The organism is Streptomyces sp. NPDC088261, assembly GCF_044740805.1.
Taxonomy (GTDB): Bacteria; Actinomycetota; Actinomycetes; order Streptomycetales; family Streptomycetaceae; genus Streptomyces.
The window spans coordinates 1-17,935 of record NZ_JBIURL010000019.1; the positions used below are offsets into that span (position 1 = coordinate 1).

Annotated in this window: 13 protein-coding genes and 1 riboswitch; of the genes, 11 read left to right on the plus strand and 2 right to left on the minus strand. The window is 72.4% G+C overall.

Features of this window, described 5'->3' with window-relative positions; translation table 11 throughout:
- Window positions 1-82: 82 nt before the first annotated feature.
- Window positions 83-1,267, minus strand: a complete 1,185-nt coding sequence (locus ACIODU_RS28625; protein ID WP_401771096.1) for a methyltransferase domain-containing protein — start codon at window positions 1,265-1,267, stop codon at window positions 83-85.
- Between the two features lie 422 nt (window positions 1,268-1,689).
- Here ACIODU_RS28625 and mfd point away from each other — a divergent pair, with 422 nt between their 5' ends.
- Both mfd and ACIODU_RS28635 read left to right on the plus strand, forming a co-directional pair.
- Entirely contained in the window at window positions 1,690-5,241 is a 3,552-nt protein-coding gene (mfd, locus tag ACIODU_RS28630) for a transcription-repair coupling factor (protein ID WP_401771099.1), read from the plus strand.
- Window positions 5,242-5,354: 113 nt separating this feature from the next.
- Window positions 5,355-6,158 (plus strand): HNH endonuclease family protein, encoded by an 804-nt coding sequence (locus ACIODU_RS28635; RefSeq protein WP_401771101.1) that lies wholly within the window; start codon window positions 5,355-5,357, stop codon window positions 6,156-6,158.
- 71 nt (window positions 6,159-6,229) lie between these two features.
- Here ACIODU_RS28635 and ACIODU_RS28640 read toward each other — a convergent pair whose 3' ends face one another.
- Window positions 6,230-7,036 carry a hypothetical protein gene (locus ACIODU_RS28640; protein ID WP_401771103.1) on the minus strand — a complete coding sequence of 269 codons (807 nt, stop codon included), beginning with the start codon at window positions 7,034-7,036 and terminating at the stop codon, window positions 6,230-6,232.
- Between the two features lie 173 nt (window positions 7,037-7,209).
- Between ACIODU_RS28640 and ACIODU_RS28645 the strand changes: the two genes are divergently transcribed.
- The 9 genes from ACIODU_RS28645 (at window position 7,210) to ACIODU_RS28685 (ending at window position 17,756) form a co-directional block, all read left to right on the plus strand.
- Window positions 7,210-9,327, plus strand: coding sequence for an N-6 DNA methylase (locus ACIODU_RS28645; RefSeq protein WP_401771105.1), 2,118 nt, complete (start codon window positions 7,210-7,212; stop codon window positions 9,325-9,327).
- Between the two features lie 177 nt (window positions 9,328-9,504).
- Window positions 9,505-10,164: a hypothetical protein gene (locus tag ACIODU_RS28650; protein ID WP_401771107.1), complete on the plus strand. Its 660-nt coding sequence runs from the start codon at window positions 9,505-9,507 to the stop codon at window positions 10,162-10,164.
- Complete coding sequence (locus ACIODU_RS28655; RefSeq protein WP_401771110.1) at window positions 10,161-11,690, plus strand: protein kinase; 1,530 nt, start codon at window positions 10,161-10,163, stop codon at window positions 11,688-11,690. Before ACIODU_RS28650 ends, ACIODU_RS28655 begins: the two co-directional genes overlap by 4 nt.
- Window positions 11,690-12,109: a GtrA family protein gene (locus ACIODU_RS28660; protein ID WP_356429539.1), complete on the plus strand. Its 420-nt coding sequence runs from the start codon at window positions 11,690-11,692 to the stop codon at window positions 12,107-12,109. The genes ACIODU_RS28655 and ACIODU_RS28660 overlap by 1 nt, the downstream gene beginning before the upstream one ends.
- 99 nt (window positions 12,110-12,208) lie before the next feature.
- Window positions 12,209-12,865 carry a SurA N-terminal domain-containing protein gene (locus ACIODU_RS28665; protein ID WP_356429536.1) on the plus strand — a complete coding sequence of 219 codons (657 nt, stop codon included), beginning with the start codon at window positions 12,209-12,211 and terminating at the stop codon, window positions 12,863-12,865.
- A 140-nt stretch (window positions 12,866-13,005) separates the two neighbouring features.
- A complete protein-coding gene (locus ACIODU_RS28670) occupies window positions 13,006-14,013 on the plus strand; it encodes a nucleoside triphosphate pyrophosphohydrolase (protein ID WP_356429533.1) in 1,008 nt (335 codons plus the stop codon).
- A gap of 95 nt (window positions 14,014-14,108) precedes the next feature.
- Window positions 14,109-15,350, plus strand: coding sequence for a cytochrome P450 (locus ACIODU_RS28675; protein WP_401771114.1), 1,242 nt, complete (start codon window positions 14,109-14,111; stop codon window positions 15,348-15,350).
- 181 nt (window positions 15,351-15,531) lie between these two features.
- Window positions 15,532-16,533, plus strand: coding sequence for a transglycosylase family protein (locus ACIODU_RS28680; protein WP_401771117.1), 1,002 nt, complete (start codon window positions 15,532-15,534; stop codon window positions 16,531-16,533).
- Between the two features lie 321 nt (window positions 16,534-16,854).
- Window positions 16,855-17,050: riboswitch (cyclic di-AMP (ydaO/yuaA leader) on the plus strand.
- A 4-nt stretch (window positions 17,051-17,054) separates the two neighbouring features.
- Entirely contained in the window at window positions 17,055-17,756 is a 702-nt protein-coding gene (locus ACIODU_RS28685; RefSeq protein ID WP_401771120.1) for a transglycosylase family protein, read from the plus strand.
- The last annotated feature ends 179 nt before the right edge of the window (window positions 17,757-17,935 follow it).

The following is a 17,935-nucleotide window of genomic DNA, read 5'->3' on the forward strand; positions in this document are numbered from 1 at the left end:
CCCTTGACGCCCGGACCGGACCCGCGACAATCAACACCAAGGGGCGGCCCCACCCCGCACCACACAACCCGGCCACCCCCGACTACCCCTCGGTCTGAACCGATGGCCACCTCGGACCTGTTGCCGCGTCTCCGCACCACACATATTGACCGTCGGGCTCCACCGTCATGCCGTAGTCGTACAGGCTGGGACTGCCCATGCCCACCCATGCGTCCCACGCCTCCTCCAGCTCGTCCGCTAAGCGGCGTGGTCCGCCCTGATGTACCACCGTGCCGCCGCCGCCTCCGCAGCCATCACCGCCACCGCCGACGGCGGACAGTGTTGCCCAGGAGGTTGCCCAGGAGCCGGGACTGCACCCACCCTCGTCGTGCAGCCACGCGTTCAGGCCGTCTTCGTCCTCCGCTGTGGTGATTCGGACGTCCGGCAGGGCGACTCGCAGCGCGAACCGTAGGTGGACATCGTTCCGCAACGGGCCCAGGTTTCTCGTCATCGGGCGTTCGGCTTCGGCGGGGGCTGTTCCTCGTACCTGGCTGAAGGTCCGGCCCGGACCGGTGGTTCCCCTCGCGGACATGAACTGGGCCAGTCCCTGCACCCAACCCGTCGCCGACGCGCCGTCCTCCGCCACCGTCAGCGCGACATGCCCCAGCCGGCCCCACGGGGTCACGATCCTGCCGCCCGGGCGGGTCTGTGCCACCCAGGCCCACGGGATCCGGTCCACCGCGTACGTGGCCATCACCCGGTCGTACGGTGCCCCCGCCGGCCACCCCGTGCCGCCGTCGCCCACCACGACCCGTACACGGTCACCCGCTTCCCCGAGGCGCTCCCGTGCCCGTACCGCCAAGCCTGGATCCACCTCGACGGTGGTCACCAGCTCGGCCCCGGCCCGCCACGCGAGCAGCGCGGCGTTCCGGCCGGTGCCGGTGCCCAGTTCCAGGACGCGGTGGCCCGGTTCCAGCAGGAGCGAGTCGAGCATGTCGGCCACGACCGCCTCGCAGGAGAGGCTGGAGGAGGGGAGACCGTCGGTGACCTGGGTGACGGCGGCGCTGTCCGGATCCCCGTACACCTGCGCCGACCACCCGTCGGGGTCGCCGTCCCGGTCCACCGGCACGTACGCGCGGCCGTCCCAATACCACAGCCGGTCCGGTGCGAAGAGGTGGCGTGGTACGGCGTCGGCGGCCCGGCGGACCCAGGGTGACCGCACCGGCCAGTCACCACGCCGGTCCATCTCCGCCGCCAGGCCGCGACGCCACGCATCCGATGAGTCCACGCGTTCCTACCTCTTTGCTTGCCGTCCGGGGCTCGGCGGGTGTCTCAGGATGACGTCAGCGCTTTCCGCTCATCCACTGCTTGCCGCGGATGCACCCCAATGCGGTCACTTCACGTCTGCGTTGACCCCCAGCGGTCGGTGTTGTCCTCAATCGCCGGACGGGCTTATTCGGCAGGCGGCCCCGTGCGGGTAATGACCGGTGCCGGTCACTGTGTCCTCAATCGCCGGACGGGCTTGATCGCCCCTCGGCCTGGAAGGGACCTGGAAGGGGCGGCCGGGAAGCGACGGGGGCCGCCGCCCCCTCCGTCGGCGTCGTACTCTGGATGTACCCCGGCCCGTGCGACGTGTCGGGTCCTTCGCGTTGTCCCCTCAGCCGCACCGCGGCAGCCCCGCTCAACGGATCTGGACGGAAACCACCCTTCATGAGCCTGCACGGTCTGCTCGACGCCGTCATCAAGGACCCGGCGCTCGCCGAAGCGGTGAAGGCCGCCGCCGGCGGTCACCGTATGCACGTCGACCTGGTCGGGCCGCCCGCCGCGCGGCCCTTCGCCGTCGCCGCCCTGGCGCGGGAGTCGGGACGGCCGGTGCTCGCCGTGACCGCGACCGGGCGGGAGGCCGAGGATCTGGCGGCGGCGCTGCGGACGCTGCTGGACCCGGACACCGTCGTGGAGTACCCGTCCTGGGAGACGCTGCCGCACGAGCGGCTCTCGCCCCGGTCCGACACCGTCGGCCGGCGCATCGCCGTCCTGCGCCGCCTCGCCCACCCCGCCAAGGACGATCCCTCCGCCGGGCCGGTCAGTGTGGTCGTGTCCCCGATCCGGTCCGTCCTCCAGCCGCAGGTCAAGGGGCTGGGGGAGCTGGAACCCGTCGCCCTGAGGAGTGGGCAGAGCGCCGATCTGAACGAGGTGACGGAGGCCCTTGCCGCAGCCGCCTATGCCCGTGTGGAGCTGGTCGAGAAGCGCGGTGAGTTCGCCGTACGCGGCGGGATCCTCGATGTGTTCCCGCCCACCGAGGAGCACCCCCTGCGGGTGGAGTTCTGGGGCGACGACGTCGAGGAGATCCGTTACTTCAAGGTCGCCGACCAGCGTTCGCTGGAGGTCGCCGAGCACGGGCTCTGGGCGCCGCCCTGCCGTGAGCTGCTGCTGACCCCGCAGGTACGGGAGCGGGCCGCCGCCCTCGCCGAGGTCCACCCCGAGCTGGGCGAACTGCTCGGCAAGATCGCCGAGGGGATCGCCGTCGAGGGCATGGAGTCCCTGGCCCCGGTGCTGGTGGACGACATGGAGCTGCTGCTCGACGTCCTGCCCGAGGGGGCCATGGCGCTGGTCTGCGAACCGGAGCGGGTACGGACCCGGGCCGCCGACCTCGTCGCGACCAGCCAGGAATTCCTCCAGGCGTCCTGGGCCGCCAGCGCCGAGGGCGGGAAGGCCCCCATCGACGTGGGCGCGGCCTCGCTGTGGGGCATCGCGGACGTCCGCGACCGGGCCCGTGAGCTGGGCATGATGTGGTGGTCCGTCTCCCCGTTCGCGGCCGACGAGGACGTCTCGGCGGAGACGATCCGGCTCGGGATGCGCGCCCCGGAGTCGTACCGCGGCGACACCTCCCGCGCCCTCGCCGACACCAAGGGCTGGCTGGCCGACGGCTGGCGCACGGTGTACGTCACGGAGGGCCAGGGCACCGCCTCCCGTACCGTCGAGGTCCTGGGCGGGGAGGGCATCGCGGCCCGCCTCGACACCCCCGAGGCCGGGAACGGCCGCGGCCTCGTGGACATCTCCCCGAACGTCGTGCACGTCGCCCGCGGCTCCATCGACTGGGGCTTCGTCGACCCCGCGCTCAAGCTCGCCGTCCTCACCGAGACCGACCTCTCCGGCCAGAAGGCCGCCGGCAAGGACGGCCAGCGCCTGCCCACGAAGCGCCGCAAGACCATCGACCCCCTCACGCTGGAGGCGGGCGACTTCATCGTCCACGAACAGCACGGCGTGGGCCGGTACGTGGAGATGGTGCAGCGCACCGTCCAGGGCGCGACCCGCGAATACCTACTGGTCGAGTACGCGGCCGCCAAGCGCGGTCAGCCCGGCGACCGGCTGTACATCCCGACCGACCAGCTGGAGCAGGTGACGAAGTACGTCGGCGGCGAGGCGCCCACCCTGCACCGCCTCGGCGGCGCCGACTGGACGAAGACCAAGCAGCGCGCCAAGAAGGCCGTCAAGGAGATCGCCGCCGACCTGATCAAGCTCTACTCGGCGCGCATGGCGGCCCCCGGCCACGCCTTCGGCCCCGACACCCCCTGGCAGCGGGAGCTGGAGGACGCCTTCCCGTACGTGGAGACGCCGGACCAGCTCTCCACGATCGCCGAGGTCAAGGAGGACATGGAGAAGACGGTCCCGATGGACCGGCTGGTCTGCGGCGACGTCGGGTACGGCAAGACGGAGATCGCGGTACGGGCCGCCTTCAAGGCCGTCCAGGACGGCAAGCAGGTCGCGGTGCTCGTACCGACGACGCTGCTGGTGCAGCAGCACTTCGGTACGTTCTCGGAGCGGTACGCGCAGTTCCCCGTCTCCGTGAAGGCCCTCTCGCGCTTCCAGTCGGACGCCGAGGCCAAGGCGACGCTCCAGGGGCTGCGCGAAGGCGCGGTCGACATCGTCATCGGTACGCACCGGCTGTTCTCGTCCGAGACGAAGTTCAAGGACCTCGGTCTGGTCATCGTGGACGAGGAGCAGCGCTTCGGCGTCGAGCACAAGGAGCAGCTCAAGAAGCTCCGCGCCAACGTGGACGTCCTCACGATGTCCGCGACGCCCATCCCCCGTACGCTCGAAATGGCCGTCACCGGCATCCGCGAGATGTCGACCATCACCACCCCGCCGGAGGAGCGCCACCCGGTGCTGACCTTCGTGGGCCCGTACGAGCAGAAGCAGATCGGCGCGGCCGTCCGCCGTGAACTCCTGCGCGAGGGCCAGGTGTTCTACATCCACAACCGGGTGGAGTCGATCGACCGGGCCGCGGCGCGGCTGCGCGAGATCGTCCCGGAGGCGCGGATCGCCACGGCGCACGGGCAGATGGGTGAGAGCGCGCTGGAACAGGTCGTGGTCGACTTCTGGGAGAAGAAGTTCGACGTGCTGGTCTCCACGACGATCGTGGAGTCCGGCATCGACATCTCGAACGCCAACACCCTGATCGTGGAGCGCGGCGACAACTTCGGCCTGTCCCAACTCCACCAGCTGCGCGGCCGGGTGGGCCGCGGACGGGACCGGGGTTACGCGTACTTCCTCTACCCGCCCGAGAAGCCGCTGACCGAGACCGCGCACGAACGGCTCGCGACGATCGCCCAGCACACCGAGATGGGCGCGGGCATGTACGTGGCCATGAAGGACCTGGAGATCCGCGGCGCGGGCAACCTGCTCGGCGGCGAACAGTCCGGCCACATCGCGGGTGTCGGCTTCGACCTGTACGTCCGCATGGTCGGCGAGGCGGTGGCGGACTACCGCGCCGCCGTGGACGGCACGGTGGAGGAGGCGGCGCCGCTGGAGGTCAAGATCGAGCTGCCGGTCGACGCGCACGTGCCGCATGAGTACGCGCCGGGCGAGCGGCTGCGCCTCCAGGCGTACCGCGCCATCGCCTCCGCCACCACGGAGGCGGACATCAAGGCGGTGCGCGAGGAGCTGACCGACCGCTACGGCAAGCTGCCGGAGCCGGTGGAGAACCTGCTGCTGGTGGCGGGCCTGCGGATGCTCGCGCGGGCGTGCGGGGTGGGCGAGATCGTGCTCCAGGGCCCGAACATCCGCTTCGCGCCGGTGGAGTTGAGGGAGTCGCAGGAGTTGCGCCTCAAGCGGCTGCATCCCCGTACGGTCATCAAGCCGGCGGCGCACCAGATCCTGGTGCCGCGTCCGACGGCGGGGAAGATCGGCGGGAAGCCCGTGGTGGGACGCGAACTGCTGTCGTGGACCGGGGAGTTCCTGGCGACGATCCTGGGGTCCTGAGACCGCCTGCCCCCGATCCCCCTACTGAGGCCCCGCGTTCCGCGCCTCAGTAGGGGGATCGGGGGCATACGTCTCCCTGCCGGGCCGGCCGGCGGGAAGCGTAGGGTGCGGGCGTGGACGGACGTGGGGTACGGGTGGCGCGGGCTGGCCTGCGCGGTGGGGCCGTGGTGCTGGCGGTCGCCGTCCTCGGCGGGTGCGAGGGCGGGATCGGCATCGACCCGGGACCGGCCGCTTCGGCCGGGGCGCGGGATCCGGGCTCGGACACGGGGTCGGGGTCGGGCGGTTCCGGCGCGGGCCCGCTGAAGAACCCCGACGGGACGAAGCGCGGGCTCGCTCCCCTCACGTCGGAGGCGGACAGGAGCGCGGGCCGCGAGCTCATCGAGCGGGTGAAGACGAAGGGGCGCGGCCCCAAGACGGGCTACGACCGCGACAAGTTCGGCTACGCCTGGCTGGACTCCGCCGACGGGGTGCCCTTCGCGCACAACGGCTGCGACACCAGGAACGACCTGCTCGCCCGGGACGGCGAGCGGCTGAAGTACCGGTCGGGGTCCGACTGTGTCGTCGTCTCGATGACGCTGCGGGACCCGTACACCGGAAAGACGATCGAGTGGCGCAAGCAGTCCGCGTCGAAGGTGCAGATCGACCATGTGATGCCGCTGTCGTACGACTGGCAGATGGGCGCGGCCCGTTGGGACGAGGCCAAGCGCAAGCAGATCGCCAACGACCCGCTCAACCTCATTCCGGTGGACGGCCCCACCAACGGATCCAAGTCGGACTCGGGCCCGGCGTCCTGGCTGCCGCCGGACAAGCGGATCCGCTGTTCGTACGCGGTGCGCTTCGCCCAGGTCTCGCTCAAGTACGAACTGCCCGTGACGGCGGCGGACAAGAAGGTGATGCTCCGTCAGTGCGGCGGCTGACAGGGGTGGTTGGTGAGTGCGGGCTGCGGTAGGGCGGCTGTACGGCCCCGTCGGGCGTGGCCCGTACGCCGTCAGCCGTCCAGGTTCGCCAGGTCCACCACGTCCTTGTCGGCCGGGACCTCCGCCGCGACCGGGCGGTCGAACTCCGAGAACGCCATGGTCCCCTCCTCCTTGCCGGTCCAGACGATCTTGAGCAGGTACGGCTTCCCCTCCGCCGCCACGTGCACGGTGTAGTCGGACGAGCCGTCCGTCTCCGTCAGCGTGAGCGCCGGCTGTCCGTCGACCGTGCTCGCCGGGCCCTTGCGGGCCACGCTGTCGCCGCCCTCGAACGCGGACAGCAGCTCGTCCAGGTCGCAGAAGCCGACCAGATCCTTGGCGTCGGGTTCCTTGGCGTCGGCCTTGATCCACCGGTCGGCGAGCATGTCGACCGCCGCGTCCACCTCGGCCTTCGGCCGGCCCTTGCCCTGCGACCGCAGCAGCTCTTCGTCGTACTTCATGTAGACGGTCTGGCCGGTCTTGGTGAGGGTCACCGTGCCCTGCCCGTTCATCGACATCGTGCCCGCGCAGTCGCCCTTCTTGTCGAGCGCCACGTCGACGGCGACGCGACCCTCCGGATCCGGCATGTCGGCCTTGAGGGTCAGGGAGGTGGCGGCGCGGGTCGCGGCGAAGGCCCGGTCCAGGACCTCGGGGCCCGACTGGTCCGCGAAGGGGGCGGGCTTCTTGGTGGCCTTCGCGGCCTTGGTGGACTTGGTGGCCTTCTTGGCCGGGCCGTTGTCGCCGCCCGTGCCCGTGCCGCAGGCAGGGAGCGTCAGGACGGCGGCAGTGCAGAGGGCGGCGAGGGCGCCACGGCGGGCGCGCGGCGAGAGGTGTATCTGCATGGTGATCTCCGGGAAAGTCGTGTGGCGATGAGTCAATGACAACAGATGCTGTGAACCGAGTCAACCACGATTCTCGGTATCGCCTACGTCCACCACGGGAATCCGTTCGAAAGGGGTGCGCGCCGCTATGCTCGGTCCGACACGACAGCCGTGCGGGTGAGGGAGGCAGCCAGGTGCCGGAGAACGCAGCGGAGGTCACGGCCGCCGGGATCGCCCGGCTCGCGGGTGTCGGAAGGGCCGCCGTCAGCAACTGGCGCCGCCGCCACAGCGACTTCCCGCAACCGGTCGGAGGCACCGAGACCAGTCCCTCCTTCGCCCTCGGCGAGGTCGAGCAATGGTTGCGCGACCAGGGGAAACTCGCCGAGGTCCCGCTGCGCGAACGCGTCTGGCAGGAAGTCTCCGGCGACCCCGCGGGCGCCGCCTCCGCCCTGATCCGTACGGGCTGCGCCCTCCTCCTCGTCCACGAGCGCCCCATGGTCTGGCTGGAGCTGGCCGCCGCCAGTGACGTACGGTTCGCCGAGCTGCTGCCCGCCGCCCTGGACGACGTCCTCACCGCCCGCCTCGGCGAACGGGCTGACAGACCGGTTCACACCCCCGGCGCCCGAGAGCTGCGTTCGCGCGTGCCTCTGCTGCGGGCCGCCGCCGAACTGGCCAAAGACCTCGGCGCCCGCCAGGCGTTCGAGTTCCTGCTCGGCCGCTACCTGGACGCCAACCCCCGCCAGTACACGCTCACCCCGCCCGAAGCCGCCGCCCTCATGACCGCGCTGGCGGGCGCCACGGTGGAGGGTGTGAGCGTGCTCGACCCCGCTGCCGGCACCGGCACGCTGCTGCGCGCCGTACCGCACCCGGCCGCCCTGCACGCCCAGGAGGCCGTCCCCGAGCCCGCCGCGCTCACCGCGCTGCGCCTCGCCCTTCATACGGAGGCGGAGGTGCGCGTCCACGCGGGCGACACCCTGCGCGCCGACGCGTTCCCCCGGCTCGCGGTCGACGCCGTCCTCTGCCACCCGCCGTTCAACGAGCGCAACTGGGGCCACGAGGAACTGGCCTACGACCCGCGCTGGGAGTACGGCTTCCCGGCCCGTACGGAGTCCGAACTGGCCTGGGTCCAGCACGCCCTGGCCCGCCTGCGCCCCGGCGGCACCGCCGTCCTCCTGATGCCGCCCGCCGCCGCCTCCCGCCGCTCCGGCCGCCGGATCCGCGCCGACCTGCTGCGGCGCGGCGCCCTGCGGGCCGTCGTCGCCCTGCCGGCCGGCGCCGCGCCCCCGTACGGCGTCCCGCTCCACCTCTGGGTCCTGCGCAGGCCCGCCGCCGGTGACCGGCCCGCGCCCGAGCTGCTCCTCGTCGACACCGCCGGGCTCGCCGCCCCCGGGGGCGGGCGCGACACCCTCGACTGGTCCGCCGTCCACAGCACGGTCCTCGACGCCTGGGGCGCCTTCGAGCGGCAGGGCACGGTGGAGGAACGGCCGGGCGTCTGCGGCGCGGTGTCCGTCATCGAGCTTCTGGACGACGACGTGGACCTGGCCCCCGCGCGCCATCTCCCGCCCCCGGCCGCCGCGAGCGGCACCGCCGAACTCGCCCTCGTACGGGAACGGCTGACGGACACCCTGCGCCTCACCCACGACCTGGTCCCGCCGGCCGTCACGGCGGCGGACGGCGCGGGGGAGGCGGCCCGGGCCCCGCTGCCGGGCGTCACCGTCACCGTCGGCGAACTCGCCCGCGCGGGGGCCCTGGTGCTCCACGCGGGCGGCACCGGCACAAGCACCGGCACAGGCGCGGGAACAGGCACAAGCACCGGCACCCCCGCCCCCACCCCCACCCCCGTCCTCACCGAACAGGACGTCCTCGCCGGCCGCGCCCCCTCCGGCGCCCTCCCCGAAGGGCCGCCCGAAGAGCCCGTACGTACGCGGGAAGGGGACGTCGTCGTCCCCGTCCTGGGAGGCGGCGCCGTGGTGCGCGTGGTCGACGCCGCGACGGCCGGTGCCGCCCTCGGCCGCAACCTCCAGCTGCTGCGGCCGGATCCGGCCGCCCTCGACCCCTGGTTCCTCGCCGGATTCCTGCGGGGCACCGCCAACAACCGCCGGGCGAGCAGCTACGCCTCCACCGCCACCCGGCTCGACGTACGGCGTCTGCGCCTGCCCAGGCTCCCGCCCGCCGACCAGCGGCGGTACGGTGAACGCTTCCGCGCGCTGGCCGCCTTCGAGGATGCGGTGCGGCTCGCGGGACAGTTGGGGGAACAGCTGGTCCGAGGGCTTCACGACGGCCTGACGGACGGCAGCGTCGACCCCGGCTGAACCAACGGCCGCGGATCCGTTCCGTGGCCGGTAAGGGCCCCTGCGGGCCCGGTTCGGGGAGGAGTTGTCGATGCGGTACCAGTTCCGCGCAACCCGGGGGCGGGGTGTCACCGTCGCTGTATACGCTCGTCCCCGTACCGCGGATTCCGCCTCGTCCCCAGGCCTTCAGGAGCAGTGATGCACGGCCACGGCTACGTGCCGCCGCAGCGACCGACAGACGGGACCTCCGTCGTCGTGTTGCGTGTGTTCTTCGCGCTGGCCGCTGTTCTCAGCTGCGGGTTCCTCGCCTGGGCGCCGATGCTGCGGCTCGCCATCATCACCCGCAAGGGCCTGAACTGGGCGCTGTTGGCCCTCACCGTCGCGATGCTCGTCCTGTGCGTGGCGCTGATCGGCACGGACGAGACCGAGGACCTGTCGGCCACCCAGTCGGACGTCAGCGTCGGGCTGCTCCTGCTGACCGCCGTCTCCGTCCTCTTCTACTACCTGTACGCGGACATCGTGCACTTCAGCCGCAGGAACGCGCAGGCGGCCCACCCGCAGCCCGTCCCGCCCCAGCCCATCCCGCCCCAGGCCGCGTACGGCTACCCCCCGGTCGGTACGGCCACCCCGCCGCCCGCCGTGCGCCCGCACGTCCCGCCGCCCCCGCCCGTACCCCCGGCGCACCACCCCGCGGACTCCGCGCGGACGAACACCCCGCGGCCGGACGGGCACGGCACGGGCGGCCCCCGCGCCACCGACCACCCCCGCACCGACCACCCCCGTATCGACCAGGTGCGCGCCGAGCTGGACGAGTTGAGCGACTTCCTGCGCAAGGGCAAGGGCCAGGAAGGCCGGTGAACGGGCGGGTCATCGCGGACCGTTACGAGCTGTCGACGGTCATAGGCCAGGGCGGCATGGGCCAGGTGTGGACCGCGTACGACCAGCGGCTCGACCGCCGCGTCGCCGTCAAGCTCCTGCGCCCCGACCGGATGACCGCCGCCAGCGGCGCCGACGAGATGCGCCGCCGCTTCGTCCGCGAGTGCCGGGTCACCGCCCAGGTCGACCACCCCGGCCTGGTCACCGTCCACGACGCGGGCAGCGACAACGACGACCTGTACCTCGTCATGCAGTACGTGGAGGGCGCGGACCTCGCCGACCACCTCGCCGAGCACGACCCGTACCCCTGGCCCTGGGCCGTCTCCGTCGCCGCGCAGCTCTGCTCCGTCCTCGGCGCCGTCCACGCGGTGCCCATCGTCCACCGCGACCTCAAGCCGCGGAACGTGATGGTGCGGCCCGACGGTACGGTCACGGTCCTCGACCTCGGGGTCGCCTCCGTCCTCGACACCGACACCACCCGCCTCACCCACACCGGTTCGCCCATCGGCAGCCCCGCGTACATGGCGCCCGAACAGGCGATGGGCGGCGCCGTCGGCCCGTACACCGACCTCTACGCCCTCGGCGTGCTCCTCCACGAACTCCTCAGCGGGAACGTGCCGTTCGCGGGCTCCACCGTCCTCGGGGTCCTGCACCGCCATCTGTACGAGGCGCCCGTGCCGATCCGCCGGCTGCGGGCCGAGGTGCCCGAGCAACTGGAGCGCGTCGTCCTGCGGTTGCTCGCCAAGGACCCGCAACACCGGCCCGCCGGCGCCCAGGAGGTGTACGAACACCTCGTCCCGCTCCTGCCCGCCCGGGGCGGCCCCACGGGCCCGCTCGACCCGACCCGCCCCTTCCTGCGCCCGCACGCCCCCTGGCCGGACCGCGCCACGACCGTGCCGTCCCCGCCGGTGACGCAGCAGGCGCCCGTCCCGGCCGAACGGCCGGACGTGGCAGCGGCGGTGGACGAGGTCAAGCGGCTGCTGGGGGAGGGCAGCATCACGCAGGCCGTGGACATCCTCGGCGGCATCCTGCCCGCCGCCGCGGCGGAGCACGGCGAGTACTCCCCGGTGGTCCGCATCCTGCGCAAGCAGTACGCGTCGACCCTGCTGGACGACGGCCAGTACCGGCGCGCCCTCCCGGAGCTGCGCCGCCTCGCCGACGACCGGACGGCCGAGGCGGGGGCAGGCGACCCGCAGGCGCTCCAGTTCCGGTACGAGGCCGCGCAGTGCCTCGAACAGCTCGGCGAGACCGCCGCCGCGCTCGCGGAGTACCGTGCGCTGGTGCCGTACTACGAGAGCATGCGGCAGCCGGGCGGCGACGCGGGCCGGGCCTTCGAGATCCGCCACCGCATCGGGCACCTGCTGCTCGCGGTGGGCGACCACGCGGCGGCGCGGCAGCAGTTGCGGAGCCTGCTGTGGGACACGGAGCGGGCGTACGGCCCGTACCACCCGCTCCCCGCCGAACTGCGGCGCGCGCTCGAACACCAGCAGCAGTTCCGGGGCGCGTGATGACGCTCCGCGGCCAGCTGATCAGGTTCGCCCTGGTCGGAGTGGTCAACACCGGGACGTACTACGCCCTCTACCTGGTCCTGCTGACCCGGCTGCCGTATGTCGCCGCGCATGTGATCGCGTTCACACTCTCGATGGTCGGCTCGTTCTTCCTCAACAGCCGCTTCACCTACCGGACCCGCCCGACCTGGCGCAAGTTCGTGCTCTTCCCCCTCACCAACGCCGCGAACTTCGTGATCACCACCAGCGGTGTCTACCTGCTGGTGGACGTGCTGCGCCTCAGCAGCCGTTACGCCCCGCTGGGCGCCGCGGGCGCGGCCGTACCGATCACTTTTGTGGTCTCCCGCGCGATCATGCTCCGCCCCGACCGGGACCCGGAACCGACTTCTCCGGCGGGGCGCACCCCAATCTCCCGGTGAATCGTTGGTCGAACCAGTGGCCCCTGCCACGCGGACTGCCTAACATCGATCACTGCAAGGCCTTGTGCATCGCCGCACAATCACGCCGGGAGGCTCCCTTTGCACCGCCGCCGTCGCACCGCGCTCTCCTTCTCCGTCGCGCTCCTCGCCGCGGCTCCCCTGCTCACCGCCTGCGGCAGCGACGCCCATCCCGGGGCCGCGGCGGTGGTCGGCGGGCAGCGGATCGAGGTGTCCACCCTCCAGGGAGCGGTACGGGACGTCCGTACCGCCCAGGAGGCGTCGCCCGAGTCGGCCGAACTCATCAAGAACACCGGCAGGCTCAGCCAGATCAAGCTGAACGGCATGATCTTCGACCGCGTCCTCCAGCGGGCGGCGGACGACGCCGGCGTGACGGTGAGCCGCAAGGAGGTCCAGGCGGCCCGGCAGCAGGCGGTCGCGCAGTCCGGCGGCGAGAAGCAGTTCCTCGCGCTGGCGCTCCAGCAGGGCGCGGTCACCCCGGACCAGCTCGACGACGCGATCCGCCGTGACGTCCTGCTGACGAAGGTCGGCGCGGCGCTGGGCGCGGACTCGATGACCCCGCAGGGCCAGCAGAAGCTGGTGGCGGGCCTGGCGGCGACGTCCAAGAAGCTGAGCATCGACGTGAACCCGCGCTACGGCAGCTGGGACAACGGCAAGGTCCAGCTGGGCGACGCGAAGACCCCGTGGATCACCCAGGTGACCAAAGAGGCCCCGCAGGAACAGCCGACGGACGCGTAGATCAAGCGCGTCCGGCCGCATATCAAGCCCGTCCGGCGTTTGAGGACACCCATCCACCGGGCCGCCACATCCAGCCCGTCCGGCGATTGAGGACAAGCCCGCCGGGCGGGCCCCGCACGCTCCGGAGGTAGGTTCAAGGGGTGACCCAAGAACCTCCCGCCCCCCACGACCCGGCCACCCCCGGCCGCATCGTTCTGCTCACCGCCAGCCACCGTGTCGCCCCCGGCCTCCTCTCCTGGCCCGCCTGGCAGACCCTGCACGCCGCCGACCGCGTCCTCTGCGCGGACCCCGCGCACCCGCAGCTCCCGTACCTCCGCGAGGCCGGCGTCACCGTGGAGCACACCGCGCCCACCGCCCACGAGCTGGTCGAGGAGTGCGCCGGCGGCCGTACCGTCGTCGTCCTCCCCACCGCCGACGGCGACGGCACGGACGCCGTCCTCACCGACGGCCTCGCCCGCCTGGCCGGCTCCGGCCGCGTCCAGATGCCGGACCTGGAACTGCTCCCCGGCTCGTACGACCTCCCCGGCGCCCGGCTCCTCGACCTCGTCCAGGTCATGGACCGCATCCGCGCCGAGTGCCCGTGGTCCTCGGTCCAGACGCACCAGGGCCTCGCCAAGTACGGCATCGAGGAGGCGTACGAACTGGTCGAGGCGATCGAGGACGGCGACGGCGACGAGCTGCGCGAGGAGCTGGGGGACGTCCTGCTCCAGGTGGTCTTCCACGCCCGCATCGCCCAGGACGGCCTGGACGACGACATCGAGCCGTTCTCCATCGACGACGTCGCCGGCACGCTCGTGGACAAGCTCATCCACCGCCACCCCCACGTCTTCGGCGACGAGACCGCCGAGACCCCCGAGGACGTCAAGGCGCACTGGCTGCGGACCAAGGCGATCGAGAAGCAGCGCGATTCGGTCACGGACGGCGTCCCGCTGGGCCAGCCCGGGCTCGCCCTGGCGGCGAAGCTCGCGGGCCGGGTCCGTACGGCGGGACTGGACGTACCGCCCCCGGCGGGCGACGGCATCGGCTACCGACTCCTCGCCCTGGCCATGGAGGCGGAGCGCGCCGGCACCGACCCGGAAACGGCCCTGCGCGCCGCCGCGCGCGCGTACCGGGACGCGATCCGCGCCGCGGAGGGCCTCGCGAAGTAGCTCGTACCGACAGCCCCGTACCGCCAGCCCGCACCGAGAGCCCGTACCTACCGCCCGAACCGACAGCCCGAACCAGCCACGATTACTGTCAAGGCATGTCCACCCCCGACGCGCCCGAGCTCTTCACCTGGGAGTTCGCCACCGACCCCTACCCCGCCTACGCCTGGCTGCGCGAGCACGCGCCTGTCCACCGGACCGAGCTGCCCAGCGGCGTGGAGGCCTGGCTCGTCACGCGGTACGCCGACGCCAAGCGGGCGCTCGCCGACCCCCGGCTCTCCAAGAACCCCGTCCACCACGCCGGGTCGGCGCACGCCAAGGGCAGGACGGGGATCCCGGGGGAGCGCAACGCCGAGCTGATGACCCACCTGCTGAACATCGACCCGCCGGACCACACCCGGCTGCGGCGGCTCGTGTCCAAGGCGTTCACCCCCCGCCGCGTGGCTCAATTCGCACCACGCGTGCAGGAGTTGACGGACCGCCTCATCGACGGCTTCGCGGCGGAGGGCGAGGCGGACCTCATCCACGACTTCGCCTTCCCCCTCCCCATCTACGCGATCTGCGACCTGCTCGGGGTGCCGCGCGAGGACCAGGACGACTTCCGCGACTGGGCCGGGATGATGATCCGCCACGGCGGCGGCCCGCGCGGCGGCGTCGCGCGGTCGGTCAAGAAGATGCGGAGCTATCTCGCCGAACTCATCCACCGTAAGAGGGAGAACCCCGGCGACGACCTGATCACCGACCTGATCCGGTCGAGCGACCAGGGCGAGCACCTCACCGAGAACGAGGCCGCCGCGATGGCCTTCATCCTCCTCTTCGCCGGGTTCGAGACGACCGTCAACCTCATCGGGAACGGCATGTACGCGTTGCTGCGCCACCCTGAGCAGCGCGCGCTGCTCCAGGCGTCGCTCGACGCGGGCGAGAGCGGCCTGCTGGCGACCGGCGTCGAGGAACTGCTGCGGTACGACGGGCCGGTGGAGCTGGCGACCTGGCGGTACGCCACCGAGCCGCTGACGCTCGGCGGACAGGCGGTCGCGACCGGCGATCCGGTCCTCGTCGTCCTCGCGGCGGCCGACCGGGACCCCGCGCGGTTCGAGGACCCGGACCGGCTGGATCTCGCACGGCGTGACAATCAGCATCTCGGTTACGGACACGGCATCCACTACTGCGTCGGCGCGCCGCTCGCCCGCCTGGAGGGACAGGCCGCGCTCGGCACGCTGCTGACGCGCCTGCCCGACGTGCGACTTGCGGGAGATCCGGCCGATTTGCGGTGGCGGGGCGGGCTCATCATGCGGGGATTGCGCACACTTCCGGTGCAGTTCACGCCTTTGCCCAGCTGATTGACCGCCATGAAATAACTGACGGACCGTCAGGAATGTGACTTTCACGTGATCTCCCCTGCATCGACTTGTGACAAGCGTTCGAGTCCGGCTACCTTCACCGACAGCTCAGCAGCCACACGCTGTAGTCGATTTCACGTGTGACGCTCCCTGCGTCGTACGGCACACGGAAGGCAACCGCATGTCCGCGAACGGCCGACACCGTCGCCCCCGCCAGGCGCCCGCTCTGATCGTCGCGGCGGGGGTGACCGGCTCCGCGATCGCGATCCCCCTCCTCGGCGCCACCTCCGCCAGCGCGGCGGACGCCTCCACCTGGGACCGCGTCGCCGACTGCGAGAGCGGGGGCGCGTGGAGCGCGGACCTCGGCAACGGTTTCTTCGGCGGACTCCAGATCGCCCAGGAGACCTGGGACGACTTCGGCGGCGGCGACTACGCGACCCGCCCCGACCTCGCCAGCCGCTCGCAGCAGATCGCGGTCGCCGAGAAGGTCCTCGACGCGCAGGGCCCGTCGGCCTGGGCCAGCTGCGCGCCCGTCGCCGGACTCCTGAAGGACACCGCGGAGCCGCTGGTCGACCCCGGGGCGGCCCCCGGGACGGTCGAGGAGTCCGCGAGCCCCGAGGCGTCCACCGGCGGCGCGGCGGACACGGACCGGGCGGAAGGCTCCGACACCACCCCCAGCACCCCCGACAGCACCCCCTCCGCCGGCACCACCCCCTCCGGCAGCGCGAAGAGCGCGGGCGGCGAACGGGACAGCGGTGACGGTACGGAGAGCGGCGCCACGGACGCGGGCACCCTGAGCCCGTCCCGCTCGGCCACCCCCTCCTCCCGGGCCACCACGGACACCGTCAAGGGCAAGCACCGCGGCGGCGCGGCCCCCGAGGACCCGGCGACCCCCGGCGCGACCGGCCTCACGCCGGACAACTCGGGCGAAGAGCGTGAATCCGGGCGTCACGCCTCCCGGGGTGACGGACTGACACGTGACGCGGAAGGCGTGACGGCGGATGCCGCCGGCGCCGCCGACGGCGAATACGTCGTCCGTCCCGGTGACTGCCTGTGGCGTATCGCGGACGAGAACGGCGTCGAGGGCGGCTGGTCCGCGCTCTACGAGGCGAACAAGGACGCGCTCGGCTCCGACCCCGACCTCATCCTCCCTGGCCAGACCGTCGATCTCGGCGTGAAGTAGGAGCAGTTGACGGGCCGCCCCCGGCCGGCCCGCGGCCCGCCCCCGGTCCGTTTCCGGGGGCGGTTGGAGGCCCTATGTCCACTTCTGCGCAAGTGAGACAAGGGTCTCTTTGTCTCAACAGAGGACCTTTGGCCCCCAGGTGGCACGGTTTCGGCCCTCACCTGCGAAAACACAGAAGGCACACAGGGGAGTTCGGGCGATTTTTCCCGGATCGGGTTCTTTGAACATCAGGGGCACCTGTGTCTACGGTCTGAACCGCTCGCACCGCGGGCCCCGTCGACCGTCACGCCGAATCCTGCCGTCGGTCGGGGGGAGTAGTCGTCGCGTCAAGCGCCGAAGGCAGGAGCGGGGGACCCACAGGTTAGGTGCCGGCCCCGGCCGTCGAGAGACGGCCGACGACCGGCTCGGGGTGAAGCCGCGTACAGCGAGGGCCGGGAGGCCCCCACTGGCACGCGGCCGGGCAACTCACTTGGCCCGAACCCGACAGCTGACCTCGCAGGCGTCGGTGAGGAGATAGCTTCATGCTGCGTTCCAAGGCCAAGCACCGCCGTCCGTCCAAGGCCGTCCGCTACGCCACGCTCGCCGGGGTGACCGGTGCCGCCGTCGCGGTCCCGCTGCTCGGCGCCACGTCCGCCTCCGCCGCGACCACCGCCGAGTGGGACCAGGTCGCCGCGTGCGAGTCCGGCGGCAACTGGTCCATCAACACCGGCAACGGCTTCTCCGGCGGGCTCCAGTTCACCCCGTCCACCTGGGCCGCGTACGGCGGCACCGCCTACGCGCCCAACGCCTACCAGGCCTCCAAGTCGCAGCAGATAGCCGTCGCCGAGAAGGTCCTCGCGGGCCAGGGCAAGGGCGCGTGGCCGAGCTGTGGTGTGGGCCTCTCCGGCGCCTCGAACGACTCCGCCCCGGCCGCCCCGTCGCAGCCGGCGGAGCAGCCCGCCGCGCAGCCGCGGCAGTCGGCGCCGCGGCAGTCCACTCCGCAGCAGTCCGCCCCGTCGACGTCGACGCGGAGCACCGAGCAGCCGGCCTCGCGCGGTACGAGCCGTCCCACCACGATCAAGAAGGGTGACGGCGAGTACAAGGTCAAGTCCGGCGACACCCTGTCGAAGATCGCCGCCGGTCACCACGTCAAGGGTGGCTGGAAGAAGCTGTTCGACCTGAACAAGGACATCGTCGCCGACGCGGACGTGATCTTCCCGGGCCAGCAGCTCCACCTGAGCTGACCCACCCCCCCCGGGGCCATCCGTCCCCCTTTGTGGCCCCACCCCCGGACCACCCCGGCCCCGCGCGTTCTTCCCCCGTACGCGCGCGGGCCGGGGTTTCCCCGTTCCGGCCGCCCGGGTGTCGTACGGCCGGAACAGCCGGCCGCGGGCCGTTCGCCCCCGTGTCATCAGGATGACGT